We start from the raw sequence: 20,534 nt of genomic DNA, 5'->3' as shown, positions 1-20,534 counted from the left end.
GTCCACTTCCTGCGTCGGTGTGACCGGCCGCTCGTCGGGTACGCGCGCGTGGAGGGCGGGTCCGGTTGGTGGGCCCGGTGTACGAGGACGGGCGCGCCGTCTGGGCGATCGTGCAGGCGAGTGCGGCAGCCGTGCTCGCCGCGGCGAAGGCGGCCGCGGGGCCGTACGACTCGGCGAGGCGGCCGCCGACCGCGACCGCGAGGGCCTGCCCGCCGACGATCACACTCGTCGCGAGCACCATCGCCTCGGCCGGCCGGGTGGGCGGTACCGCCCGCTCGGTGAGGCCGAACACGGTGACCAGGTGCGGGGCGTAGGCGACACCCAGGACGGTGACGACCGCGTGGAGGCCGCCCACGTTGGAGGGCGAGGGCGGCGTGGAGAGGGTGCACGGAGCGGGGCGCTCGGGGGCGCGGGACGCTTCGGGCCGGTGGGCGGGTACGGCGGCCAGGCCGACCAGGGCCAGCCCAGGACGAAGGAGATCTCGTCGAGGGCGCTCTCGAAGGAGCTCGAAGGAGAGGGCCGAGCCGACCATGGACTCGGAGGCCGCGGACCGGCGGGCCGGCGCCACCGGACTGGCGCGGCCCAGGGGGCCGATCAGCGGCACGGTCGCGCCTGCCGCCGCCCCGAGGAGCGCCGGCAGGGCGACGGACAGGCCGGCGAGGGCCCCGGCGGCGAGTGCGGCTGTCGCGGCGGCGTCGGCGAGGGAGAAGGCGAGCACGACCGTGCGCCGGCCGTGCCGGTCGGCGAGCCGCCCCACCAGCGGGCCGCAAGCCGACTGCCCGGCCGCCGGCACTCCCCCCGTCAGCCCTGCGGCGGCCGGGGACCCGCCGGTGCGGGCGACCAGCAGCACGCTGCCGAACTAGATCACGGCCGGCGGCAGCCGTCCCAGGAAGGACACCACCGGCAGCAGCGGCACGGTCAGGCCGGTGACGTCCCTGTACGTTCGCCCGGTGCTCCCCATCGTTCGACGCCGGCCACGCGCGCGTGCACCGGTGGAGGGGACGATGACACGAAGGGCGGCAGGGCGGGTACGTAGGTTTGCATGACACCTGAGCGACCCGACCCCGCGGTGCCCACGGCCACCTACCGGTTGCAGCTGCAGCCCGAGTTCCCGTTCGCGGCCGCGGCGGCGGCCGTGCCGTATCTGGCCTCGCTCGGCGTCTCGCACCTGCACCTGTCCCCGGTCCTGGAGGCCGTACCGGGCTCGGCGCACGGCTACGACGTCGTGGACCACGCGCGTGTGCGTGAGGAACTGGGCGGCGAGGAGGGGCTGCGCACGCTGGCGCGCACCGCGCGGGAGCACGGTCTCGGCCTGGTGGCGGACATCGTGCCGAACCACATGGCCATGGCTCCGCGCCACAACCGCGCGCTGTGGGAGGTGCTGCGGGAGGGCCCCAAGTCGCCGTACGCGCGCTGGTTCGACATCGACTGGGAGGCGCAGGGCGGCCAGGTGCTGCTGCCGGTGCTGGGCGGCCCGCTCGGCTCGGTCATCGGTGAGCTGCGGGTCGACGGTGACCTGCTGCGCTACTACGACCATGTGTTCCCGCTGCGCGAGGGCACCGAGGAACTGCCGCTGCCGCAGCTCCTGGACGCGCAGTGGTACCGGCCGGTGTGGTGGCGGCTGGCCCGCACCGAGCTCAACTACCGGCGCTTCTTCAGCATTTCCGAGCTCATCGGGGTGCGGGTCGAGGACCCGGAGGTGTTCGAGGCCACGCATGCGAAGGTCCTGCAGCTGCTGCACGAGGGCGTGCTCGACGGGCTGCGCGTCGACCATCCCGACGGGCTCGCCGACCCCGACGCGTATCTGCGGCGGCTGCACGAGGCGACCGGGGGCCGTTGGACGGTCGTGGAGAAGATCCTGTCCGACGGGGAGGCCCTGCCCGCCTCCTGGCCCGTGGCGGGCACTACCGGCTACGACGCCCTGCGCCACATCGACGGGCTCTTCACCGACCCGGCCGGGTTCGGTGAACTCGTCGGCCGGTACCGGCGGTTCGCGGCCCCGCAGACGGACCGCGGCGGCGACTGGGCGGCGACGGTACGGCGGGCGGCGTACAAGGTGCTCACGCACGAGCTGGCCACCGAGATCGACCGGCTGACACGGGTGGCGAGCCGGCTGTGCGCCGCCGCGCCGGACCCCGCGCTGCGCGACCGGGCTCCCTGGGCGCTGCGCACGGCGCTGCAGGAGCTGCTGGTCCGGCTGGAGGTCTACCGGCCGTACGCCTCCGGGGACGCGTCCTCCGTGGTCACCGAGGAGGCCGCGGCCGAGGCCAAGCTCGCCTTCGTCGTGCCGGAGGAGGCCGGCGCGGTGGACGTCGTACGGGATCTGGTCCTCGGGCGTCATGGCGACGGGCCCGACCACGTGGAGTTCCGGGCGCGGTTCGCGCAGACCGCGTCCGCGCTGCGGGCCAAGTCCGTGGAGGACACGGCGTTCTACCGCTATGTGCCGCTGCTGTCGGCGAACGAGGTGGGCGGCAACCCGGGGAGCCCGGCGGTGTCCCCGGAGGAGTTCCACGCCTACTGCGCGCGCGTGCAGCGCGACTGGCCCGCGACCGGGACCGTCGTGTCGACCCACGACACGAAACGCAGTGCCGACGTACGGGCGGCGCTGGCCGTGCTCACCGAGTGCCCGCAGCGCTGGGCGGACGTGCTGGCGGAGGTGACACGCGCGGGTGAGGGCGTGCCGGACGCGCAGGTGGCGTGGGCGGCCTGGCAGACGGTGTTCGGGCTCGGTGCGGCCGCCGAGGAGCGCGTTCAGCAGGCTCTGTTGAAGCATGTGCGCGAGGCGGGACTGCTGACGAGCTGGACGGAGCAGGAGCCCGCCTACGAGGAGGCGGTGGCGGCGTTCGTCTCGGCGGGTCCCTGCGGGGCTCCGGGCGAGCACGTGATGGCCCTCCGCGAGGCGCTCGCGCCCCACATCCGGGCGAACGTACTGGGCACCGCCCTGGTCCAGCTGACGATGCCGGGTGTGCCCGACGTCTACCAGGGCACCGAGGGCGAGTACCTGGCGCTGGTGGACCCGGACAACCGGCGTCCGGTGCGGTTCCCGCCCTCCGCGGATCCCGGCGAGAAGGGTGAGGTGACCGCGGCCGCGCTACGGCTTCGTGCGCGACGGCCCGGGGTCTTCGGGGAGGCAGCGACGTACGCGCCGCTGACCGCCGAGGGCCCGGCGGCGGACCACTGCGTGGCGTTCGCGCGGTCCGGAGAGGTCGTCACGGCCGTGACGCGGCTGTCGCTGCGGCTGGCGGAGGCGGGGGGCTGGGGGGACACCGTGCTGCCCCTGCCGGGCGGGCGCTGGTCCGATGTGCTGTCCCCCGGGCGGGAGTTTGAGGGGCACGCGCGTGTGGGGGAGCTTTTCGGGCGGCTGCCGGTGGCCTTGCTGGAGCGGGTTGCCGCGGACTAGCCTCCACGGGCTGCGTGGCTTTGCGGCTCCGCCGCGGGGTACGAGGGGTCGTCGATCGTCAGCGGCTGCGTCGTGGCTTGCCGCGCCCGCGCGGCGGAGCCGCAGATCGGCACAGCCCGCGGCGCTTCAGGACGCGGCCGTTCCGCAGGCGGCTTCGGGCGTCCCCGGTGTCGGCCATGACGCTCTCAGGAGGTCCACGAAGGCCTTGGCCGCGCCGGTTGGCGGTACGCGGGCGAAGGCGGTCATCGGGCGGCGCCAGGGTGGGATGTGGGAGAGGACCGTGCAGTCCCCGCCCACCGTTGCGCGCACGATGTGGGAGGGGGCGACGCAGACGCCGACTCCGGACGCAGCCATCCGTACGGCCGTCGACGTGTGCTCGGTCCACACGGCGGTGCGCGGCGTGAAACCGGACCGCCCGCAGGCCCAGTCGAGGAAGCGCTCGCCGTGGACGACGGGTTCCATGGCGCAGCGGATCCAGTGGCGGTCGGCGAGTTCGGGCAGGGTCACCGTCGTACGGCCCGCGAGGCGGTCGTCGAAGGGGACGACGAGGACGGCCTCCTCCTCGCCGACCGGCACGACGGTGCCGGGACGGTCGGCGGGTGCGGGGCCGACGGCGAGGTCCGCGGTGCCGCGCTCGATCTCCTCCTCCAGGGCCTGGGAGGTGGCGTACTCGTGCAGGTGGAGCAGCACGTGGGGGTGGGCGGTGCGCCAGCGGGCGAACACGTCCGGCAGGACGCCGACCGCGACGGAGTGGACGGCGGCGATGTGCAGTTCGCCGCCCTCGGCGCCGGCGGCGGCACGGGCGGCGCGGCGGGCCTGGGCCGCGCTGCGGACGGCACGCTCGGCGTGCGGCCGGAAGGCGCGGCCCATCGGCGTGAGGCGCACTCCCCGCGGCATGCGCTCCAGGAGCGCGCCGCCGACCGACCGCTCCAGGGCCTTGATCTGGTGCGAGAGCGCGGGCTGGGAGACGTGCAGGACCTCGGCCGCGCGGGTGAAGGACGCCTCGTCGACCACCGCCAGGAAGTACTCCATCTGGCGCAGACTCATGACCCGCCTCGTCTCATGAACGTCTTGCATCGGTTCCACAAGAATATTGCCTTGGACTTATGGCAAGGGGCGGACGGAGGGTGGGGGCATGGCCGACACACGAGACTTGAGCACTGCGGATGTCATCGTCATCGGCGGCGGCACCGGCGGATACAGCACCGCCCTGCGCGCCGCCGCCCTCGGGCTCGATGTGGTGCTCGTCGAGCGCGACAAGGTCGGCGGGACCTGTCTGCACCGCGGCTGCATCCCCAGCAAGGCGATGCTGCACGCCGCCGAGCTCGTCGACGGCATCGCCGAGGCGCGCGAGCGCTGGGGGGTGAAGGCGAGCCTGGACGCCGTCGACTGGCCCGCGCTGGTCGCCACGCGCGACGACATCGTGAGCCGCAACCACCGGGGCGTGGAGGCACACCTCGCGCAGGCCGGCGTACGGGTCCTGCGGGGCAGCGCCCGGCTGACGGGGCCGCGCACGGTACTGGTGCAGGGCCCGGACGGTGAATCCGCGCCGGGGGTGCGGGACTTCGCCGCACGCCGTGGGATCGTCCTGGCCACCGGCTCGCGGCCGCGCACGCTCCCGGGGCTCGAGCCGGACGGCCGGCGCGTGGTGACGAGCGACGACGCGCTCTTCGCGCCGGGTCTGCCGGCCTCCGTCCTGGTGCTCGGCGGTGGCGCGATCGGCGTCGAGTACGCCTCGTTCCACCGCTCGATGGGTGCGGAGGTCACCCTCGTGGAGGCCGCCGACCGGCTCGTGCCGCTCGAGGACGTGGACGTGAGCCGTCACCTGACGCGCGGCCTGAAGAAGCGCGGCATCGACGTGCAGGCAGGCGCGCGGCTGCTGGACGCCGAGCTGCTCGAGGGCGGCGTACGCGCGCGTGTGCGCACCGCCCGCGGCGAGACCCGTGCCGTCGAGGTGGAGCGGCTCCTGGTGGCGGTCGGACGGACGCCGGTCACCGACGGCCTGCACCTGGCCGCCGCGGGCCTCACCACGGACGCGCGCGGCTTCGTCGAACCGGCCGACTGGGCCCGGCTGGAGACGCCGGTGGGCGGCGTACACGTCGTCGGTGACCTGCTGCCCCCGCCGTCACTCGGCCTGGCGCACGCCTCCTTCGCGGAGGGCCTGCTGGTGGCCGAGACGCTGGCCGGCGTGGCGTCGGTACCGGTCGACTACGCGGCCGTGCCCCGGGTGACGTACTCGTCGCCGCAGACCGCGGCCGTGGGCCTGAGCGAGGCGGAGGCACGCGCGCGCGGGTACGAGGTGAACGTCAACACCATGCCTCTGACCGCGGTCGCGAAGGGCATGGTGCACGGACAGGGCGGGATGGTGAAGGTCGTCGCGGAGGCCGACGGCGGGCAGGTGCTCGGTGTGCACCTGGTGGGCCCGCATGTGTCCGAGATGATCGCGGAGAGCCAGCTGATCGTCGGCTGGGACGCCTACCCCTCGGACGTGGCCCGCCACATCCACCCGCATCCGACACTGTCGGAGGCGGTCGGCGAGACCTTCCTGACGCTCGCCGGACGCGGACTGCACCAGCAGTGAAGCGCCGATGTCCGCGCCCCCGTCGCAGGCAACGCCCCTTGTCGTCGGCGGTGAATGCATCTGGGCGCCCCCTGGAGCCTCCCCCCAGGCGTTATTGACACTTCACCTGGAGCGTGGGGTACTGCGGATTGCGAAGCCGGGCGGACGTGACGGGGGTGAGTCTCCTGCCGCAGCTGCGCTATCCCACCCTGACTCAACTCATCGCGTCCGCAGGCGCGTTGGCCGCTCACAGACCGGGTCTGTGCACGCTGAGACAGGTCGGCGTCTCCCGCGCGGGCAGACCGCTGCACCTGCTGTCCGTGGGCCATGCGCGGCGTGCCGTGCTCGTCGTCGCGGGCGCCCACGCCAATGAGCCGACCGGCGGCTCCACGTCCCTCGCGCTCGCCGAACGGGTGGTGTCCGAGGGGGAGTTGCGTGCGGACACCTCCTGGCACTTCCTGCTGTGCGCCGACCCCGACGGGGCGAGCCTGCACCGCACACCGGCGCCCCGCAGCCTGTTCGACTACCACCTCGGGTTCTTCCGGCCGGCGGCCGAGGAGCAGCCGGAGTGGTCGCCGTCGGTGCTGCCGCCGCACCGGCTGCCGCCCGAGACCCGCGCGCTCACCCGGGTCATCGACGAGCTGCGCCCCTACCTCCAGGCGACCCTGCACGGAACCGATCTGGGCGGCAGCTGGGTCCAGTTGACCAAGGACATACCGGGTCTCGCCGAGCCGTTCGCGAAGTCCGCCGCCGAGCTGCACATCCCGGTGGAGACGGGCGCCTCGGACGCCGCGGGCTGGGCCGCGTCCGGGCCCGGGGTGCATGTGATGCCCTCCCCCGGTGCGGGCGCCGCGTATCCGAGCATGCCGGACGACGCACGCCACAGCACCTGGTACGACCCGCACCGGCACGGCGGTCTGACGGCGGTGGTCGAGGTGCCGATGTGGGCCAGCGACCTGGTGGACGACCCCGCCCCGCATCCCGCTCCGGCCGCGGCGATGCGCCGGCTGGCGCGCCGGCTGCTGCGGGACGCGCTGGAGGTGGAGCGGGTGCTCGCCGAGGCGCTGCCGCGTCTGGAGGGCCTCGACGGTCCGCTGCTGCGGGCCGCCAAGTGGGCGCTGGAACTGGTTCCGGGCCTGGCCGCGGACTGGATGCGCACGCCGCCCGCCGACAACACGATGGCGTACGTCGGCAGCGTGGACGCGTTCGGCCGCCGCCTGCCGCTGCGGGCGGCGGCCATGCTGCTGCGTGTCCTGCAGGAGGCGGACGACCGGGCGGCACCGGGCCTGGAGCGGCTGGTGGCGACCTGGAGCGACGCCTTCGCGGAGCGCTTCCGCGCCCGCTGGGTGCCTTTGGAGCACCAGGTCGAGCACCAGTTGCGGACGGTCCTCGCGGCGGCGCTGCACGCGCGCGACCGGGCGGCCTGACCACGAGCCGTCACGCGCCCGGCAGGCCGCCGCAGCGCGCGGGTCAGGCGTCCAGCGCGAAGACCGACCCGGTGCGGCCGGCCATGACGCAGGCGCTGGAGAAGGTCTGGGTGTACTCGACCCGTCGGCCGTTCCACTCCCCGCGCGCGTGGACGGTCACCGGGGCGTAGATCATCGGGCAGAAGATGTTCTTCTTCGACGGGATGCGGGCGATGTCGCCGTCCGCCGCCGCCAGCTCCTCACATGCGTCGGCTGCTCGCGCGTGCCCCTGGGGTGGGTCGCACAGCAGCAGGGTGTCACGCGTGTGGGGGGACCGTGCGTCGCCCTTGGTGACGGTGAGGTAGAGCCAGTCGGTCGGCGGGAAACCCGGGGACGCCGCCTGGGCCGGGGCCGCGCCGCCGGCGAGGAGGGCGGCCGCCAGCAGCGAGCCCCGTACCGCTTTCACTGTGGTGCTGATCGTCATTCCCGATGCATCGGCACGGCGGCCTGGGAACCCCACCCCGACTCACCCGAACGGGAGCACGCGGGCGCATGCCGCAGGGCGAGTTCGAACGCGGCGAGCACCACGCGCGACTGGTACTCCACCTGGCGCGGTACCGGGATCCAGCGCGCCCCCATGCCCTCGCGGTAGTCCGCGCACCAGTCGTCGATGAGACGGTCCAGGTCCGGCAGCACGCCGGCCGGGTCGCGGCCGGCGCGGGTCACGAGCTGGTGCAGCAGGCCCGCCGTGCGCAGCGCCAGCCGCCGCCCGGCGATGCGCAGGGCGGCCAGATGGGCGGTGCTGAGCGGCGGGAGGGGACGCGCGCCGTCGGCGACATCGGGGTCCCATGCGTCGGCGAGCCCGGGGCAGACCAGTAAATAGTCGTCCACCGGGGCGAGCAGGCGGGCCGCGTCCGGCATGCCTGCGAGATGGGGCCGCAGCCGCGCCAGGAGCACCTCCAGGAGCCTTGTGTCGTGGCGCAGGGTGTGGCTGACGGCGCGCAGCACCTCGGCCGCGTCGGCGGGCGGGGAGCCGTCCTCCACGGCCGCCACGCCCCACATGGGCGCCTCGACGACCGCCGTGACCGTGCCGTGCCGGTAGGGGTGGAACCAGGTCGACTCGACGGCCGCCTCGGTGATGGCCGCGGCCAGGTCGCCGATGCGGGGCGGCGGGATGCGGTGGACGGCGGGGCCGAGGCTCGGCCAGTACAGGGTGTCGTAGGGCCCGAGTTCACGCGGGATGCCGAAGCGGGCGGCGGTGTGCGCGAGGCGGCCCGCGAGGCCCGGCAGGTCGTGGGTGAGCTCGACGAAGCCGCCGCCCACGTCGACGCCGTGCAGGGAGCACTGCAGGAAGGGCCGCAGTTCGTCCTGGAGGTCGAGCAGGGTGCGGGTCTCCGGCAGGGCGGCGGCGGCCGCGCCGTCGGGCAGCCATTCGGGCTGTTCCAGGAAGCCGGGCCGGAAGAAGTTCCGGAAGTACCGGCCGAGGCTGTACGGGCCCGGCAGCCAGCCCTCGTTGCGGCGCAGGCCGTCGGGGTCGAGGCTCAGCAGCAGGTTCCAGGTGGCGTCGGCGCCCTCCGTGAAACCGGGGTCGGCCAGGACCCGTTCGGCCAGGCGGAGCACGGTGGCGCCGCCGACCGGTTCGTTGGCGTGCGGCCCTGCGACGACGAGGGCCTGACGGCTGCCGTGACCGACGGAAAGCAGCCACATGGGGGTGCCCGCGCGCGAGGTACCGACGCGGCGCAGACGGGCGTCGCTCGGACGCCGGGAGACGAGTGCAGCCGCCCGCGCGCCGAGCTCGTCGACGGTCGGGTAGCGCAGGAGGGGCGGCAGGGCACACCTCCACAATGTGGCGCCGTCGGTTCACCTGATGTGCATGGCGTACGCACAGTCAGTCACGACTTGACGGGTACGTCAACACCATGGAACACAATGCGATTTGCGCCATCACCCCACGTCAACAGGGTGTCATGCCCAGGCCAAAGCTAAGGCGTGACTCAGCGGGGCTCAGTCGACGGCGAGCCGGAACGCCATCCGCCCGAAGCCCACCTGATCGCCCTCGCGCACGACGGCGGCTCCGATGACCCGCCGGCCGTTCACCGTGGTGCCATTGGTCGAGCCGAGGTCGCGCAGCACCCACATGCCGCCCTGGCGGCTGAGTTCGGCGTGCACACGGGACACGGTTTCATGCGTGAGGCGCAGTCCGTTGGCCGGATCCCGACCGATGCGCAGCGGGTGGCCGCCCGCGGGGTGGGGCAGCAGCAGCTTGGGGAGCCGCTCGGCCTGCCAGGCCCTGCGCAGCCGTACGGTGAAGCCGGAGACCGCCTCCACGGTGCCGAACACCAGGCGGGCGACGCGGCTTTCCTGCGGGAGGTCGGCGGTGAGTGCGGCGAGTTCCTCGGAGCGGCGGGCGGTGAGGGCCAGCTCCATGCGGCGGATGAACGTATCGTGCGACAACCGACCCATGGCGACGCCGTCACGCAGCACCTTCAGCGCCTTGTCGCGCTCCCCGTCGGACAGCCGCGCGGGGTACGTGTTGAACTCGAAAGACGACGTCACGTTGGTGATTGTCGGTCAGTGAACCGCGGGTGTCCAGAAAACGAGAAAACGGCCGCCACGCGCGCGCACCTGACGACACCCGCCGTAAAAGGGGTGATTCAAAAGCGGATTGATCTCGTTTGAAGCACCATGGACGGGCTACATCACGGTGAGCAGACAAAGGGGAACCGTCCGTGCAGTTCGAGGTGTGGGCACCGCAGGCCGGCCGAGTGACGCTCCAGTGCGACGGCGCCACGCGCGCGTTGGAGCGCGATCCGGACCGGGAGGGCTGGTGGCGGACGGAGGCCGCGGCGCGGGACGGCTCGCGGTACGGGTTCGCGGTGGACGACGGCCCCGTGCTGCCCGACCCGCGGTCGCGGCGGCAGCCGGACGGGCCGGACGGGCTGAGCGCGGTCGTCGAGCACGACCGGTACGCATGGCGCACCGAGTGGGCCGGGCGCCCGCTGCCGGGCGCGGTCCTGTACGAGCTCCACGTGGGCACGTACACCCGCGAGGGCACTCTGGACGCGGCCGCCGAGCAGCTCGGGCATCTGGCCGAACTGGGCATCACCCATGTCGAGTTGATGCCGCTGTGCCCCTTCCCGGGCCGGCACGGCTGGGGTTATGAGGGTGTCTCGCTGTGGGCCGTGCACGAGCCGTACGGCGGGCCCGAGGCGCTGAAACGGTTCGTCGACCGGGCGCACGAACTGGGCCTCGGCGTGGTCCTGGACGTCGTGCACAACCACCTCGGGCCGTCGGGCAACTACCTGCCCGCGTTCGGTCCGTACTTCACGGACACGCACCACACGCCCTGGGGTTCCGCCGTCAACCTGGACGCTCCCGGCTCGGACGAGGTGCGGGCGTTTCTGCTGGGCAGCGCGCTGGCGTGGCTGCGCGACTACCGGATCGACGGGCTGCGCCTGGACGCGGTGCACGCGCTGGCGGACACGCGCGCGTGCCACTTCCTCGAGGAACTGTCGACGGCCGTGGACGCCCTCGCGGCCGATCTGGGCCGACCGCTGTTCCTGATCGCCGAGTCCGACCTCAACGACCCGCGGCTCATCACGCCCCGGGCACAGGGCGGATTCGGGCTGCAGGCGCAGTGGAACGACGACTTCCACCACGCCCTGCACACCGCGCTGACCGGCGAGTCCCAGGGCTACTACGCGGATTTCGCCCGCGCTCCGCTCGCCGCGGTGGCCCGGACCCTGACCCACGGCTACTTCCACGACGGCACGTACTCCAGCTTCCGCGGCCGGCACCACGGGCGCCCCCTGGACAGCACGCGGGTGGCCGGGCACCGGCTCCTTGGCTACAGCCAGACGCATGACCAGGTGGGCAACCGCGCCCAGGGCGACCGCCTGTCGGCGCTCCTCTCCCCCGGCCTGCTCGCCTGCGCTGCCGCCCTCACGCTGACCGCACCCTTCACCCCGATGCTGTTCATGGGCGAGGAGTGGGCGGCCGGCACGCCCTGGCAGTTCTTCACCGACCACACCGATCCGGAACTCGCCGAGGCGGTACGGCGGGGCAGGCGGCGGGAGTTCGCGGCGCACGGCTGGGCCGAGGAGGACGTCCCCGATCCGCAGGACCCGGCGACGCGCGACCGCTCCTGCCTGGACTGGGCGGAGCTCTCGGACGAGCCCCACGCGCGCGTGCTGGACTGGTACCGCAGGCTGATCGCCCTGCGGCACGAGCAGGCCGACCTGACCGATCCCGACCTCGCCGACACCAAGGTGGCCTTCGACGAGCGGGAGCGCTGGCTGGCCTTCCGCCGCGGGGACGTCCGCGTCGCCGTGAACCTCGCCAAGGAGCCGGCGGCGATCCCCCTGGGCCCCCGCCACGCGGACGTACTGGCCGCATGGGAGCCCGTCGAGCCGCCGGGCGCGGACGGGGTGCTGCATGTGCCCGGGGAGTCGGCCGTGGTCCTGCTGCAGGCCTGAACGGCCACCGGGAGTTCCGCGGACCGTGCCACACTCGGCCGTCCGCGGGGCCCTCGCGGCGGATCACGCCCGCCCGGCAGCCACACACGAAGACCGCCCCGCACCCTTGAGCGCACACGCGGTGCCGCGGCTGCCCGGCAAGTCGGCCACAGCGCTGCCGCAGACCTGAACGGCACCAGTCACTCCGCGGACCCTGCCACGCCCGGCCCTCCGCGCTTCCGTCACGACGGTCGCGCCCGCCCGGCGGCAGCCACACACGAACACCGCCCCACGCCGCTGCACCGGACCTGCCGAGGCTGCCTAGAGTTCGTCGTCCGCGTCCTCGTCCCGGAACTCCGTCACCCTCTCCAGGAGGATCGCCTCCCAGGCGCGGCGGAGTTGGAGCCTGAGGAGGGGCAGGGGGTCGGTGTCCTGGCCCTTGAGGTGTTCGGCGAGGCGTACGACGGTATCGCAGCGGGCCAGCCAGAGGCCGCGGAGGCAGGGGCGGGCGGCGTAGCCGGCGAGTGTGGCGGCGCGGACGGCGGCCGGTGAGCCGACCGCGATCGCGAGGCCGGCGATGTCCTCGGCGGGGTCGCCGACGACCGCGTCGGTCCAGTCCAGGATGCCGCGCACCCTGCCGTCGGCGCTGACCACGAGGTGCTCGCCCTTGAGGCCGTGGTGGACGAGAACCGCGGTGCCGGGCTGTGCGGCGAGCTGGACGGCGGCCTGCGGGGTGAGCTGGTGGAGGCGGGAGGGGTCGAACTCGTCGGCCGCGGCGAGGCGTTCGGCGGCGTGTACGGCGGCCCGGCGCAGCGCCTCCAGGGAGCGCGGGGCGGTGCGCGGCACACCGAGCGTCTCGGCCTGCCGTGCGGGCACCTCGCGCAGCCCGGTGAGCACCCCCGCGAGGTCGGCCTCACCGACGGCGGACACGTCGTACTGCTCCGCCGTCCCGCCGGGCACCTTGGTGTCGAGCGTGTACGTCAGCCCGGGCGCCCACTCGCCGTGCGCCACGCTGGTCGGCACGGCGACCGGCAGATGCGGGCGTACCAGGTCACGCAGGCGCAGTTCACGGCGCCGGCGCAGGGCGGCCTCGCGGTCCGGGGCGAGCCGCAGGACATGGCGGGTGCCGACCCACCAGGTGGAGTGCTCGCCGCCCTCGGCGACGGGCCGCACCTCGGGTCCGCCGTCCCCCCTTGCAGTGCCCTCCTTGATCAGAGAACTGACCAGCCGGCGGACGGTGTCCGCGGTGGGTGTCGGTGCCTGGGTCATGGTCGCGCCGTTGTCACTCGAAGGTGTGCTGGGGCTCCTGGGGTCGTTCAGTCCACTATGACCATCTCTCGGTCGGTGTTGTTGAGGCGACGGCCGCCGTCCTCGGTGACCGTGACGATGTCCTCGATGCGCACGCCGAAGCGGCCGGGCAGATAGATCCCGGGCTCGACGGAGAAGCACATGCCGGGCACGAGCGGCTGCCGTTCGCCCTCGATCATGTACGGCGGCTCGTGCGTGGTGACGCCGATGCCGTGCCCGGTGCGGTGGATGAAGTACTCGCCGTACCCGGCCTCCGCGATGACCGCCCGGGCGGCTCGGTCGACCTCCTGGCAGGCCACGCCGGGTTTCACCGCCCGGAAACCCGCCTCCTGGGCCTCGCGCACCAGGTCGTGCACCCGGCGCTCCTCGTCGGTGGGGTCGCCGACGTGGACGGTGCGGGAGGTGTCGGAGCCGTAGCCGTCCTTGAGGCCGCCGAAGTCGAGGACGACCATGTCGCCGTGTTCGATGACGCGCTCGCCGACCTCGTGGTGCGGGTTGGCGCCGTTCGGGCCGGAGGCGACGATGGTGAAGTCGACCTGCGAGTGGCCGAACTGTCGCAGCAGGTCGGCGAGGTCCGCGCCGACCTCGGACTCCTTGCGGCCGGAGAAGGGAACCTTGCGGATCTCCTCGAACGTTGCGTCTGCGGCCGCTCCCGCGGCCGCCATCAGTTCCAGTTCCGCCGGGTCCTTGACGGCGCGGAGCATCGGCAGTGCGTCGGTGAGCGACGCGTAGTCGGTGCCGGGCAGCGCCCGCTGCAGTCCGAGCAGGTGCATCGCCCAGGCGTTGTCACTGATGCCGAAGCGGCCGCTGCCGGCGAGCAGGGCGGCGGTCGCCGCGTAGGGGTCCTTGCCGTCGGTCCAGTCGCGCAGCGCCAGGGCTGGAGCGCCGGCGGCCTGTGCGGCGTCGGGGGCCTCCAGGGTGGGGACGACCAGGACGGGGGTGCGTCCCTGGACGAGGACCAGCAGGGTGAGCCGTTCGGTGACCGCGGGGGGTGCATAGCCGGTCAGCCACACCAGGTCCGGGCCGGGCGCCACCAGCAGCCCGGCGAGACCGGCGTCGGCGGCGGCCCGCGCGGCGCGGTCCATCCGGTCCCGGTAGTCGTCGGCGGTGAAGGGCGCGCGCGTACTGCCGGTCATCCGGGCCTCCCTGGGCGGGTGAAGGGACCACAAGGGACTACGGGCAGCATCCTGCCCGTACCGCGGGGGCGGCGCGACCGGTCTGCCGGTCTTTCGGGCGCTGCGTCGGCCATGGCGTCAGCCCTCCAGGGCGAGGCGGGCACCGAGGAGCAGCAGCATGCCCCCGGAGACCTGCTCCAGGCGCCGGCGCACCCCGGCGCGGGACAGGACGGCCCGCGTCCGGCCGACGAACCACACGTACAGGCCGTAGTAACCGACCTCGTAGACGGCCCAGAGTGCGGCGAGACCGATCATCGCGGGCAGGTGCGCGACGCCTTGCGGCACGAACTGCGGCAGGAAGGACATGGCGAAGATCGCCGCCTTGGGGTTGGCGAGGTTGAGCAGCAGCCCGCCGCGGTAGGCGGCCCAGCCGCTCCTCTCGGCGCCCTCCCAGCCGTCCGGGGCTTCCTTGGTGCGCCGCGCCTGCCGCAGCGCCTGGATGCCGAAGCCGACCAGGACGACCGCGCCGACGATCCGCATCACCCCGTACGCCACTTCGGAGGCCGCGAGCAGCACGGTCAGCCCGAACGCGGCGACCACGCCCCAGACGAAGACGCCGGTCTCGTTGCCGAGCACGGTCAGGAAGCCGGAGCGGCGGCTGCGCAGCGACTGCTTGATGATCAGCACCGTGCTGGGGCCGGGTGAGGCGGCGATCAAGGTACAGGCGCCGAGGAAGGCGAGAAGGGTGCTCAGCATGCGGCTCATCGTGGCCCACTCCATGGACGGGGACCACTGTTTTCCCCGCCGCTGAACGGATACGCGGCCTGGACGCTGCGGCTGCCCTGGGAGGGCGAGCAGATCGCCGACCGGGACGCCCCGGTCGGCCCTGCTGCCCGACTCACTTCCGGGTGGTCATGTGACGACGCCCGGGATCGCCGACAACTGCTGGTAGCCGCCGCTTCGATGACGGACCGTCAGGGTGATGCCGTCGCCCGGGCGGGCCCGGGCGACGGCGCGTGCGAGGTCGGCGGCCGAGTCGATGCGGGTCCTGCCGAACGCGAGGATCACGTCTCCCCGGACCAGTCCCGCCGCATAGCCCGGGCCGGGCACGTGGACGCCGACGACCAGGGCGCCCGCCTTGTACGCGTCCACGGCCTCCAGGCCCAGGGTCGCGACGGCGGGCGCCGGGGACGCGGATGCCGTCGGGGACGACGGACTGGGGTGCGCCCTGGCCGACGGGCTGCCGGGGGCCTGCGCCTGGCGTTGCAGGTCGGCGAGTTTGCTCATGCCGATCACCGTGGCGCCGACGGTGCCGAGTCCTACCCCGGACAGCACCAGGACCGTTCCGACGAGCAGGCCGAACAGGGCGGTCCTGAGCCGTCGGCCGCGCCGGCGCACGGCATGCGGGCGCCGGGCGGAGCCGGGTTCGGTGCCGCCGCCGGGCTCCCCGCCCGGCATCGGCTTGGGACGCAACGCAGTCTGTTCCATGGATCGCCTCCGGCTGGAGCTCTACCCGGAGCCCCGGCGCCCGACGAGCCACGAACGGGTGAGACTGCGACGGCCCGCGGGGTCAGCCCGTGTGGCCCTCGCCGTGGCCGCCGTGCGCGCCGCCGTGGTCGAACTTCATCGCTTCCTCGGGCATCACGACGAAGGGCCGCATCATGCCCATGTCCTCGTGTTCGAGAAGGTGGCAGTGGTACATGAACCGGCCGTACGCACCGTCGAACCTCCCCATGACCCGCAGAATCTGACCGCCGGGGACCCGGAAGACGTCCTTGTAGCCGCGTTCGTTGGGCGCCAGCGGAAGCTGCGTGCCCGCGTCGTACGCGATCGGCGCGCGGGTGCCGCCCACCGCCGGGTCGAAGCCCGAGACGTCGTACGCGTCCCTGCCCAGCAGCTGGAAGTCGGCCAGGTGGATGTGCATCGGGTGGACGATCGGCGCGAGGTTCAGGAAGCTCCACTGCTCGTAGGAGCCCTCGGCGATGGTGAAGCCGAGGCCGTCGTTGAACGTCCGGGAGGTGCGCCGGTACGTCTTCGTCGTGCCGTCCGGGCCCTTGAGCTGGATGATGCCGTCGGCCGGGACCTGGATGCCGGCGGGGTCGGTGACCTCGGTCATCTCCCATATCTCCGGGTGTCCGCCGGCGCCCTTGGTGGCGGGCGGGGTGAGTACGACCAGGCGGTGGCCGTGCGGGATGTCGTGGGTGAGCCGGCGGAAGGAGCCGGAGAGCACCTCGGGCAGTTCGAAGTCGTCCGTGCAGCCGCTGTCGCCCACGCGGAACTCCAGGACCGCCGGGTAGCGCACGTCGTTCACCGGGTCGGGCACGCCCGGCGCCTGTCCGCGGCCCTTGTTGACCAGGCGCAGCGTCCGGCCCGCGAGGCCGCGGAAGTCGACGAGCAGGTCGAAGCGCTCGGCGGGGGCAGCGGTCAGCGTGGGCAGCGCGTCGTCGAAGTCGACCGGGACCGGGCGGGGCAGCAGTCCGCCGTCGCTGCCGATCTGGTGGACGACTCCCGGCACCGGGTTGTCGTCCTCGTCGACGAGGACCAGGCTGTAGATGCGCGCATTGGACGCGTTGACCAGCCGGAATCGGTACCAGGCGTCGTCCACGTCGGCGTACGGCCAGATGCGGCCGTTGACCGTGGTGTACGGGCCGGTGAACGGGATGGAGACCGGCTTGCCCGTCTCCGGGTTCTGCTGCTGGACGACGACCGTCTTGTGCAGCAGCCGTCCGTTGAGCCGGCCGTCCTCGTCCGTGTCGAGGTTGCGGTCGGCGAGCAGCAGCGGGATCTCCCTGTCCCCGGAGGGCAGCCCGAGGGCGTCCTCCTCGTCGTCACGGACGAGGTAGGTGCCGTACAGGCCCGTGTGCACGTTCCACCGGGTGATGTTCATGGCGTGGTCGTGGTACCACCACTGCACCGCCTGGTGCTCGTTCGGATACTCCGACAGCTGGGCGTCGCCGAACCCGACGGCGTTGTCGGCCCAGCCGTCGTTGCCGCCGCCCGTCTGGGCTCCGTGCAGGTGTGTCACCGACCAGGCGGGCAGGGCGGCGACGTCCTTGTTCGGCTCGACGCCCTCGCGGCCGGGTTCGGTCGTGGGCGGCGGGGTGCCGGGGGCGCGGACCGGGACCTCCACCGAAGTGACCGGGTACTCGCTGCCCCGGGGAATGCGGTTGGTCCAGGCGATGCGGACACGCTGCCCGCGGCGCACCTCGATGGTCGGGCCCGGCACCTGCCCGTCGTACCCCCACATCAGGGTCGGCGGAAGCTGCGGGTGCAGCCGGACCCAGGTCGGACGCAGGGCGATCTCCGTCTCCCGCAGGACGTCACCGGATCCGGGACGTACGACGGGCGGGACGGGTAACGGCGTGACGTACGGCGCCAGTTCGTCCGGAGCCGGCGCCGTCTCCCCCGTGCTGCCGCCCTCGGTGATCCTCTCGATGATTTCGGTCAAGGCTCGAACACCCCCGTGTTCTGTGGTCTGTTCCCCTTGTCTCAGAAGACTCCCGACGCCTCGCCCAAGTTCCCTGAATGTCCCGTTCCGCACGAAAAAGTTTAATGTGCGGTCATGGCGGCCGACCGTTCCGGGAGGAAGCCGTGAGTGCGGCGGGCCAGATGGTCCGGCTTGTAACGGTCCACGTTCCGGTGCCAGTTGAGGATGCTCGCCATCCAGTTCTGCAGGTCCTTCACATAGCGGTCCATCGCCTCGCGTGCCTCCTGGGTGAGGTTGAAGTCGTCGTACACGACGGGCAGTTCGTGCGCGGCGATGTGTTCGAACTGCTGCATGCGCTGGGTCATCAGGTCGTGGACGACGGAGAGTGCGGTCGGGTAGTCGATGCCGAAGAAGTTCTGCACGACGAGGATCGCGTTGTGGATCTCGCCCTCGTACTCGATCTCCTTCTGGTACGAGAAGACGTCGTTGATGAGGCACCCGTAGTCGATGGCGGCTTTCTCCAGGGCGCGGACGGGGCCACTGCGGTAGACCTCGGGCGGGACCGCGGGGCCGTGGCCCATCCGGCACATGCTCAGGGTGAGGTCGGAGCCGAAGGTGGCGCGGCGCATCTCCAGGTAGTCGACCGGGTCGGGGATGCGGTTCTGCAGCTGGTTGGACAGCTCCCACACCCAGCTCTCGGTCATGACGTTCACCGAGTCCCTGAGGGTGCGCCGCTGCTCGGGGGTCATCTGCGCCGTGGTGCGCGCCCAGAGGTCGGTGAGGCCGCGTTCCATGCCGTTGAGCGGGGCGGGGGCCTCCTCGCCGTCGACGGGCATGCAGTCCGCCAGGCGCCGGGTGGTCAGCCGTGCGGCGGCCAGATCGCGGCGGTGGCCGTACACGAGCGGGTAGTAGTCGTCGCCGTACGTCCCCCAGGCCAGCCACTGCGAACTCAAGTCGAGTTCCTCGGGTGTCGCGTCGGGGTCGAGGCCCGCGGAGCACAGCGGGAGGTCGGCGGCGGCGAGCCGGTCCTCGTCCCAGACGCCCTCCTGGAGCATGCCCATGGCGTGCATCCAGCCGGTGAGGCGATGCCTCGCGCCGTCCAGGTGGGGGCTCAGTTCCACCTCGAAGGGCATGTGGAAGTCGGGCAGCAGGGACGGGCCGACCTTCTGGTACGGCACGTGCGTGTAGGCGCGCAGGCGCTCGGCGCCGGCCGCCGCGAGCAGGGCACCGACGTCGGCGGCGGAGGTGCCGGGGCCGGTCAGGCCGTGCCATGGGTGCGTGGCCTGCGCACGGGCGTTCATGTAGCGGCTGGAGCGCATGTGCCATTCGTGGCCGCCGGACTGCCAGTCCTGCAGGCCCTGGGTGTACTTGGCGACGGCGGCGACCTCGTCCGGGGTGAGGCCCCGGTCCAGGGCCAGTGCGGGCACTTCGGTCAGGGCGGTGTGCTCGAACTGGTGCATGCGGGAGGTGAGGACGTCGTTGACGGTGTCGGCGGCCTCCTGGGTGGTGCAGTCGAAGAAGGTCTCCAGGACGAGCACGCCGTTGCTGTTCTCGCCCTCGTCCTCGACTTCCCGCTGGTAGGAGAACAGGTCGTTGCGCAGGTGGACGGCGTCGGAGAACGTCTCCATCAGCACCCTGAGCGGCCTCGATGCGGCCACGGACGCGGGCACCTCGGCGGTCGCGTACTCCACGAGCCCCGCCGACCAGGGGGCGCCGCCCACCTTGCGGCGCATCTCGATGTACTCGACGGGGTTGGCGATCCGCCCCTCGTTGATGTTGGACAGCTCCCACAGGGACTCGTTGAGCAGGTGCTCGGTCGCCACGGCGAAGCGGCGGCGCCAGTCCACCGACATCGACGGCACGGTGCGGGCCCAGAGGTCGGCGAGCCCGGCCTCGACCGGGTTCTGCGGCTCCGGTACGGGAGTGGCGAGGTCGAGCGGCATGAACAAGGGCAGCCGGTCCAGGTAGGCCTTGCCGCCGACGCGGTCCTGGCTGCGTTTGAAGGTCTCCAGGAAGTGGTCGTCGAAGAAGAAGACCCACACGTACCAGTCGGTGATCAGGGAGAGGGCGGGGCCGTCGCACTCGGGGTGGGTGTAGGCGCACAGAAGTCCGTAGTCGTGGGCGTCGAGGTCGGACTGCTCCCAGATCCCGGATCCCTCCAGCATGCCCATCCCGCGGGCCCACTCGGTCGAATGGGCACGCGCCTCGTCGACATGTGGGTTCAGCCGTGCGGGATACGGCATGTAGAAGTGCGGGAGTTCGAAGGGCTGCTGCGTCATGGCCGGGCCCTACCCGTGGCCCTGCGGGACCATCCGCGGGCCGGGACATGATCACACCATCGCGTGAATCCGGGGCGAACCGGGAACAGGACGGCGGCCCTAGGAGCCCCGCACCGCCCGCCCCACCTCCGCTCGCAGCACCACGAACTCTGGCAGGCCGCTGGTGGCGATCCGGTCGCGCTTTCCGGGGAGTTCGACGGGCAGGTCGAGGACGATGTGGGAGGCGGCGTGCCGAAGTCGAGGACGACGACGAAGACGGGACCAGCGCGGGCGGCGGCACGGCCCGCGCGAACTGCAGGACGGGACTGCACAGGGCGTAGGCCCGGCGCGACCGTCCCACCGCGACACCCGCCGCGATCCCGGCGACGGCGGCGACCCCGAATCCCGCCGCCATCCGCCCGAGGCTCGGCAGCACGTCCCCCACGGCGGCCTCGGTGAGAAACCCGTGCCGGACCGGCCCCGAGAACCACAACACGGGAGGACGCACCCACAGGGCGGCGGGACTGCATCGATCTGCGGCTCCGCCGCGTGGGCGCGACCAGTCACGACGCAGCCGCCGACAAAGGAGGCACATCGCGCGAAACG

At 73.0% G+C, this 20,534-nt stretch carries 15 protein-coding genes; 5 read left to right on the top strand and 10 right to left on the bottom strand.

Annotation, left to right across the window (positions count from 1 at the left end; genetic code table 11):
- The first annotated feature begins 65 nt into the window (after positions 1-65).
- Positions 66-314, top strand: coding sequence for a hypothetical protein (locus ACFY1E_RS28100; protein WP_389080417.1), 249 nt, complete (start codon positions 66-68; stop codon positions 312-314).
- A gap of 728 nt (positions 315-1,042) precedes the next feature.
- Positions 1,043-3,400, top strand: a complete 2,358-nt coding sequence (gene treY / locus ACFY1E_RS28095) for a malto-oligosyltrehalose synthase (protein ID WP_389080416.1) — start codon at positions 1,043-1,045, stop codon at positions 3,398-3,400.
- A gap of 126 nt (positions 3,401-3,526) precedes the next feature.
- On the opposite strand, the gene ACFY1E_RS28090 is transcribed toward treY, so the two are convergent.
- The gene (locus ACFY1E_RS28090) at positions 3,527-4,447 is read right to left on the bottom strand and encodes a LysR family transcriptional regulator (RefSeq protein WP_389080414.1); all 921 of its coding nucleotides are present in this window, start codon (positions 4,445-4,447) and stop codon (positions 3,527-3,529) included.
- A gap of 88 nt (positions 4,448-4,535) precedes the next feature.
- Between ACFY1E_RS28090 and lpdA the strand changes: the two genes are divergently transcribed.
- Positions 4,536-5,981, top strand: coding sequence for a dihydrolipoyl dehydrogenase (lpdA, locus tag ACFY1E_RS28085; RefSeq protein WP_389080413.1), 1,446 nt, complete (start codon positions 4,536-4,538; stop codon positions 5,979-5,981).
- A 155-nt stretch (positions 5,982-6,136) separates the two neighbouring features.
- Positions 6,137-7,387, top strand: a complete 1,251-nt coding sequence (locus ACFY1E_RS28080; protein WP_389080411.1) for a M14 family zinc carboxypeptidase — start codon at positions 6,137-6,139, stop codon at positions 7,385-7,387.
- Between the two features lie 43 nt (positions 7,388-7,430).
- Here ACFY1E_RS28080 and ACFY1E_RS28075 read toward each other — a convergent pair whose 3' ends face one another.
- From ACFY1E_RS28075 to ACFY1E_RS28065, 3 genes are all read right to left on the bottom strand, one after another.
- Positions 7,431-7,850: an SSI family serine proteinase inhibitor gene (locus tag ACFY1E_RS28075; protein ID WP_389080410.1), complete on the bottom strand. Its 420-nt coding sequence runs from the start codon at positions 7,848-7,850 to the stop codon at positions 7,431-7,433.
- The gene (locus ACFY1E_RS28070; RefSeq protein WP_389080408.1) at positions 7,847-9,211 is read right to left on the bottom strand and encodes a M14 family zinc carboxypeptidase; all 1,365 of its coding nucleotides are present in this window, start codon (positions 9,209-9,211) and stop codon (positions 7,847-7,849) included. The genes ACFY1E_RS28075 and ACFY1E_RS28070 overlap by 4 nt, the downstream gene beginning before the upstream one ends.
- Before the next feature lie 159 nt (positions 9,212-9,370).
- The gene (locus ACFY1E_RS28065; protein ID WP_389080407.1) at positions 9,371-9,922 is read right to left on the bottom strand and encodes an FHA domain-containing protein; all 552 of its coding nucleotides are present in this window, start codon (positions 9,920-9,922) and stop codon (positions 9,371-9,373) included.
- A 173-nt stretch (positions 9,923-10,095) separates the two neighbouring features.
- On the opposite strand from ACFY1E_RS28065, the gene treZ reads away from it, so the two are divergent.
- Positions 10,096-11,841: a malto-oligosyltrehalose trehalohydrolase gene (gene treZ, locus ACFY1E_RS28060; RefSeq protein ID WP_389080405.1), complete on the top strand. Its 1,746-nt coding sequence runs from the start codon at positions 10,096-10,098 to the stop codon at positions 11,839-11,841.
- A 300-nt stretch (positions 11,842-12,141) separates the two neighbouring features.
- Here the strand turns inward: treZ and ACFY1E_RS28055 are convergent, their stop codons facing one another.
- The 6 genes from ACFY1E_RS28055 to cyc2 all read right to left on the bottom strand — a co-directional run bounded on the left by ACFY1E_RS28055 (position 12,142) and on the right by cyc2 (position 19,949).
- On the bottom strand, positions 12,142-13,089 hold the full coding sequence (locus ACFY1E_RS28055) for an aminoglycoside phosphotransferase family protein (protein ID WP_389080404.1): 948 nt from the start codon (positions 13,087-13,089) through the stop codon (positions 12,142-12,144).
- A 47-nt stretch (positions 13,090-13,136) separates the two neighbouring features.
- A complete protein-coding gene (locus tag ACFY1E_RS28050) occupies positions 13,137-14,264 on the bottom strand; it encodes a M24 family metallopeptidase (RefSeq protein ID WP_389080403.1) in 1,128 nt (375 codons plus the stop codon).
- A 117-nt stretch (positions 14,265-14,381) separates the two neighbouring features.
- Positions 14,382-14,999 carry a LysE family translocator gene (locus ACFY1E_RS28045; protein ID WP_389080401.1) on the bottom strand — a complete coding sequence of 206 codons (618 nt, stop codon included), beginning with the start codon at positions 14,997-14,999 and terminating at the stop codon, positions 14,382-14,384.
- A gap of 156 nt (positions 15,000-15,155) precedes the next feature.
- Positions 15,156-15,731 (bottom strand): PDZ domain-containing protein, encoded by a 576-nt coding sequence (locus ACFY1E_RS28040; RefSeq protein WP_389080400.1) that lies wholly within the window; start codon positions 15,729-15,731, stop codon positions 15,156-15,158.
- 82 nt (positions 15,732-15,813) lie between these two features.
- Positions 15,814-17,691, bottom strand: coding sequence for an O-aminophenol oxidase PhsA (phsA, locus tag ACFY1E_RS28035; RefSeq protein ID WP_389080399.1), 1,878 nt, complete (start codon positions 17,689-17,691; stop codon positions 15,814-15,816).
- Between the two features lie 101 nt (positions 17,692-17,792).
- Positions 17,793-19,949, bottom strand: a complete 2,157-nt coding sequence (gene cyc2, locus ACFY1E_RS28030) for a germacradienol/geosmin synthase Cyc2 (RefSeq protein ID WP_389080397.1) — start codon at positions 19,947-19,949, stop codon at positions 17,793-17,795.
- Positions 19,950-20,534 lie beyond the last annotated feature (585 nt).

It is taken from the genome of Streptomyces sp. NPDC001604, assembly GCF_042893475.1.
Taxonomy (GTDB): domain Bacteria; phylum Actinomycetota; class Actinomycetes; order Streptomycetales; family Streptomycetaceae; genus Streptomyces.
The sequence above is the reverse complement of the archived record's forward strand: the minus strand, read 5'-3'. Positions and strand labels throughout refer to the sequence as shown.

Bases quoted from the DNA above. Each gene is read 5' to 3' on its own strand.
- ACFY1E_RS28040 (WP_389080400.1), bottom strand. From the start codon at position 15,731: ATGGAACAGACTGCGTTGCGTCCCAAGCCGATGCCGGGCGGGGAGCCC.
- ACFY1E_RS28050 (WP_389080403.1), bottom strand. From the start codon at position 14,264: ATGACCGGCAGTACGCGCGCGCCCTTCACCGCCGACGACTACCGGGAC.
- treY (WP_389080416.1), top strand. From the start codon at position 1,043: ATGACACCTGAGCGACCCGACCCCGCGGTGCCCACGGCCACCTACCGG.
- ACFY1E_RS28090 (WP_389080414.1), bottom strand. From the start codon at position 4,447: ATGAGTCTGCGCCAGATGGAGTACTTCCTGGCGGTGGTCGACGAGGCG.
- ACFY1E_RS28055 (WP_389080404.1), bottom strand. From the start codon at position 13,089: ATGACCCAGGCACCGACACCCACCGCGGACACCGTCCGCCGGCTGGTC.
- ACFY1E_RS28045 (WP_389080401.1), bottom strand. From the start codon at position 14,999: ATGCTGAGCACCCTTCTCGCCTTCCTCGGCGCCTGTACCTTGATCGCC.
- lpdA (WP_389080413.1), top strand. From the start codon at position 4,536: ATGGCCGACACACGAGACTTGAGCACTGCGGATGTCATCGTCATCGGC.
- cyc2 (WP_389080397.1), bottom strand. From the start codon at position 19,949: ATGACGCAGCAGCCCTTCGAACTCCCGCACTTCTACATGCCGTATCCC.
- ACFY1E_RS28075 (WP_389080410.1), bottom strand. From the start codon at position 7,850: ATGACGATCAGCACCACAGTGAAAGCGGTACGGGGCTCGCTGCTGGCG.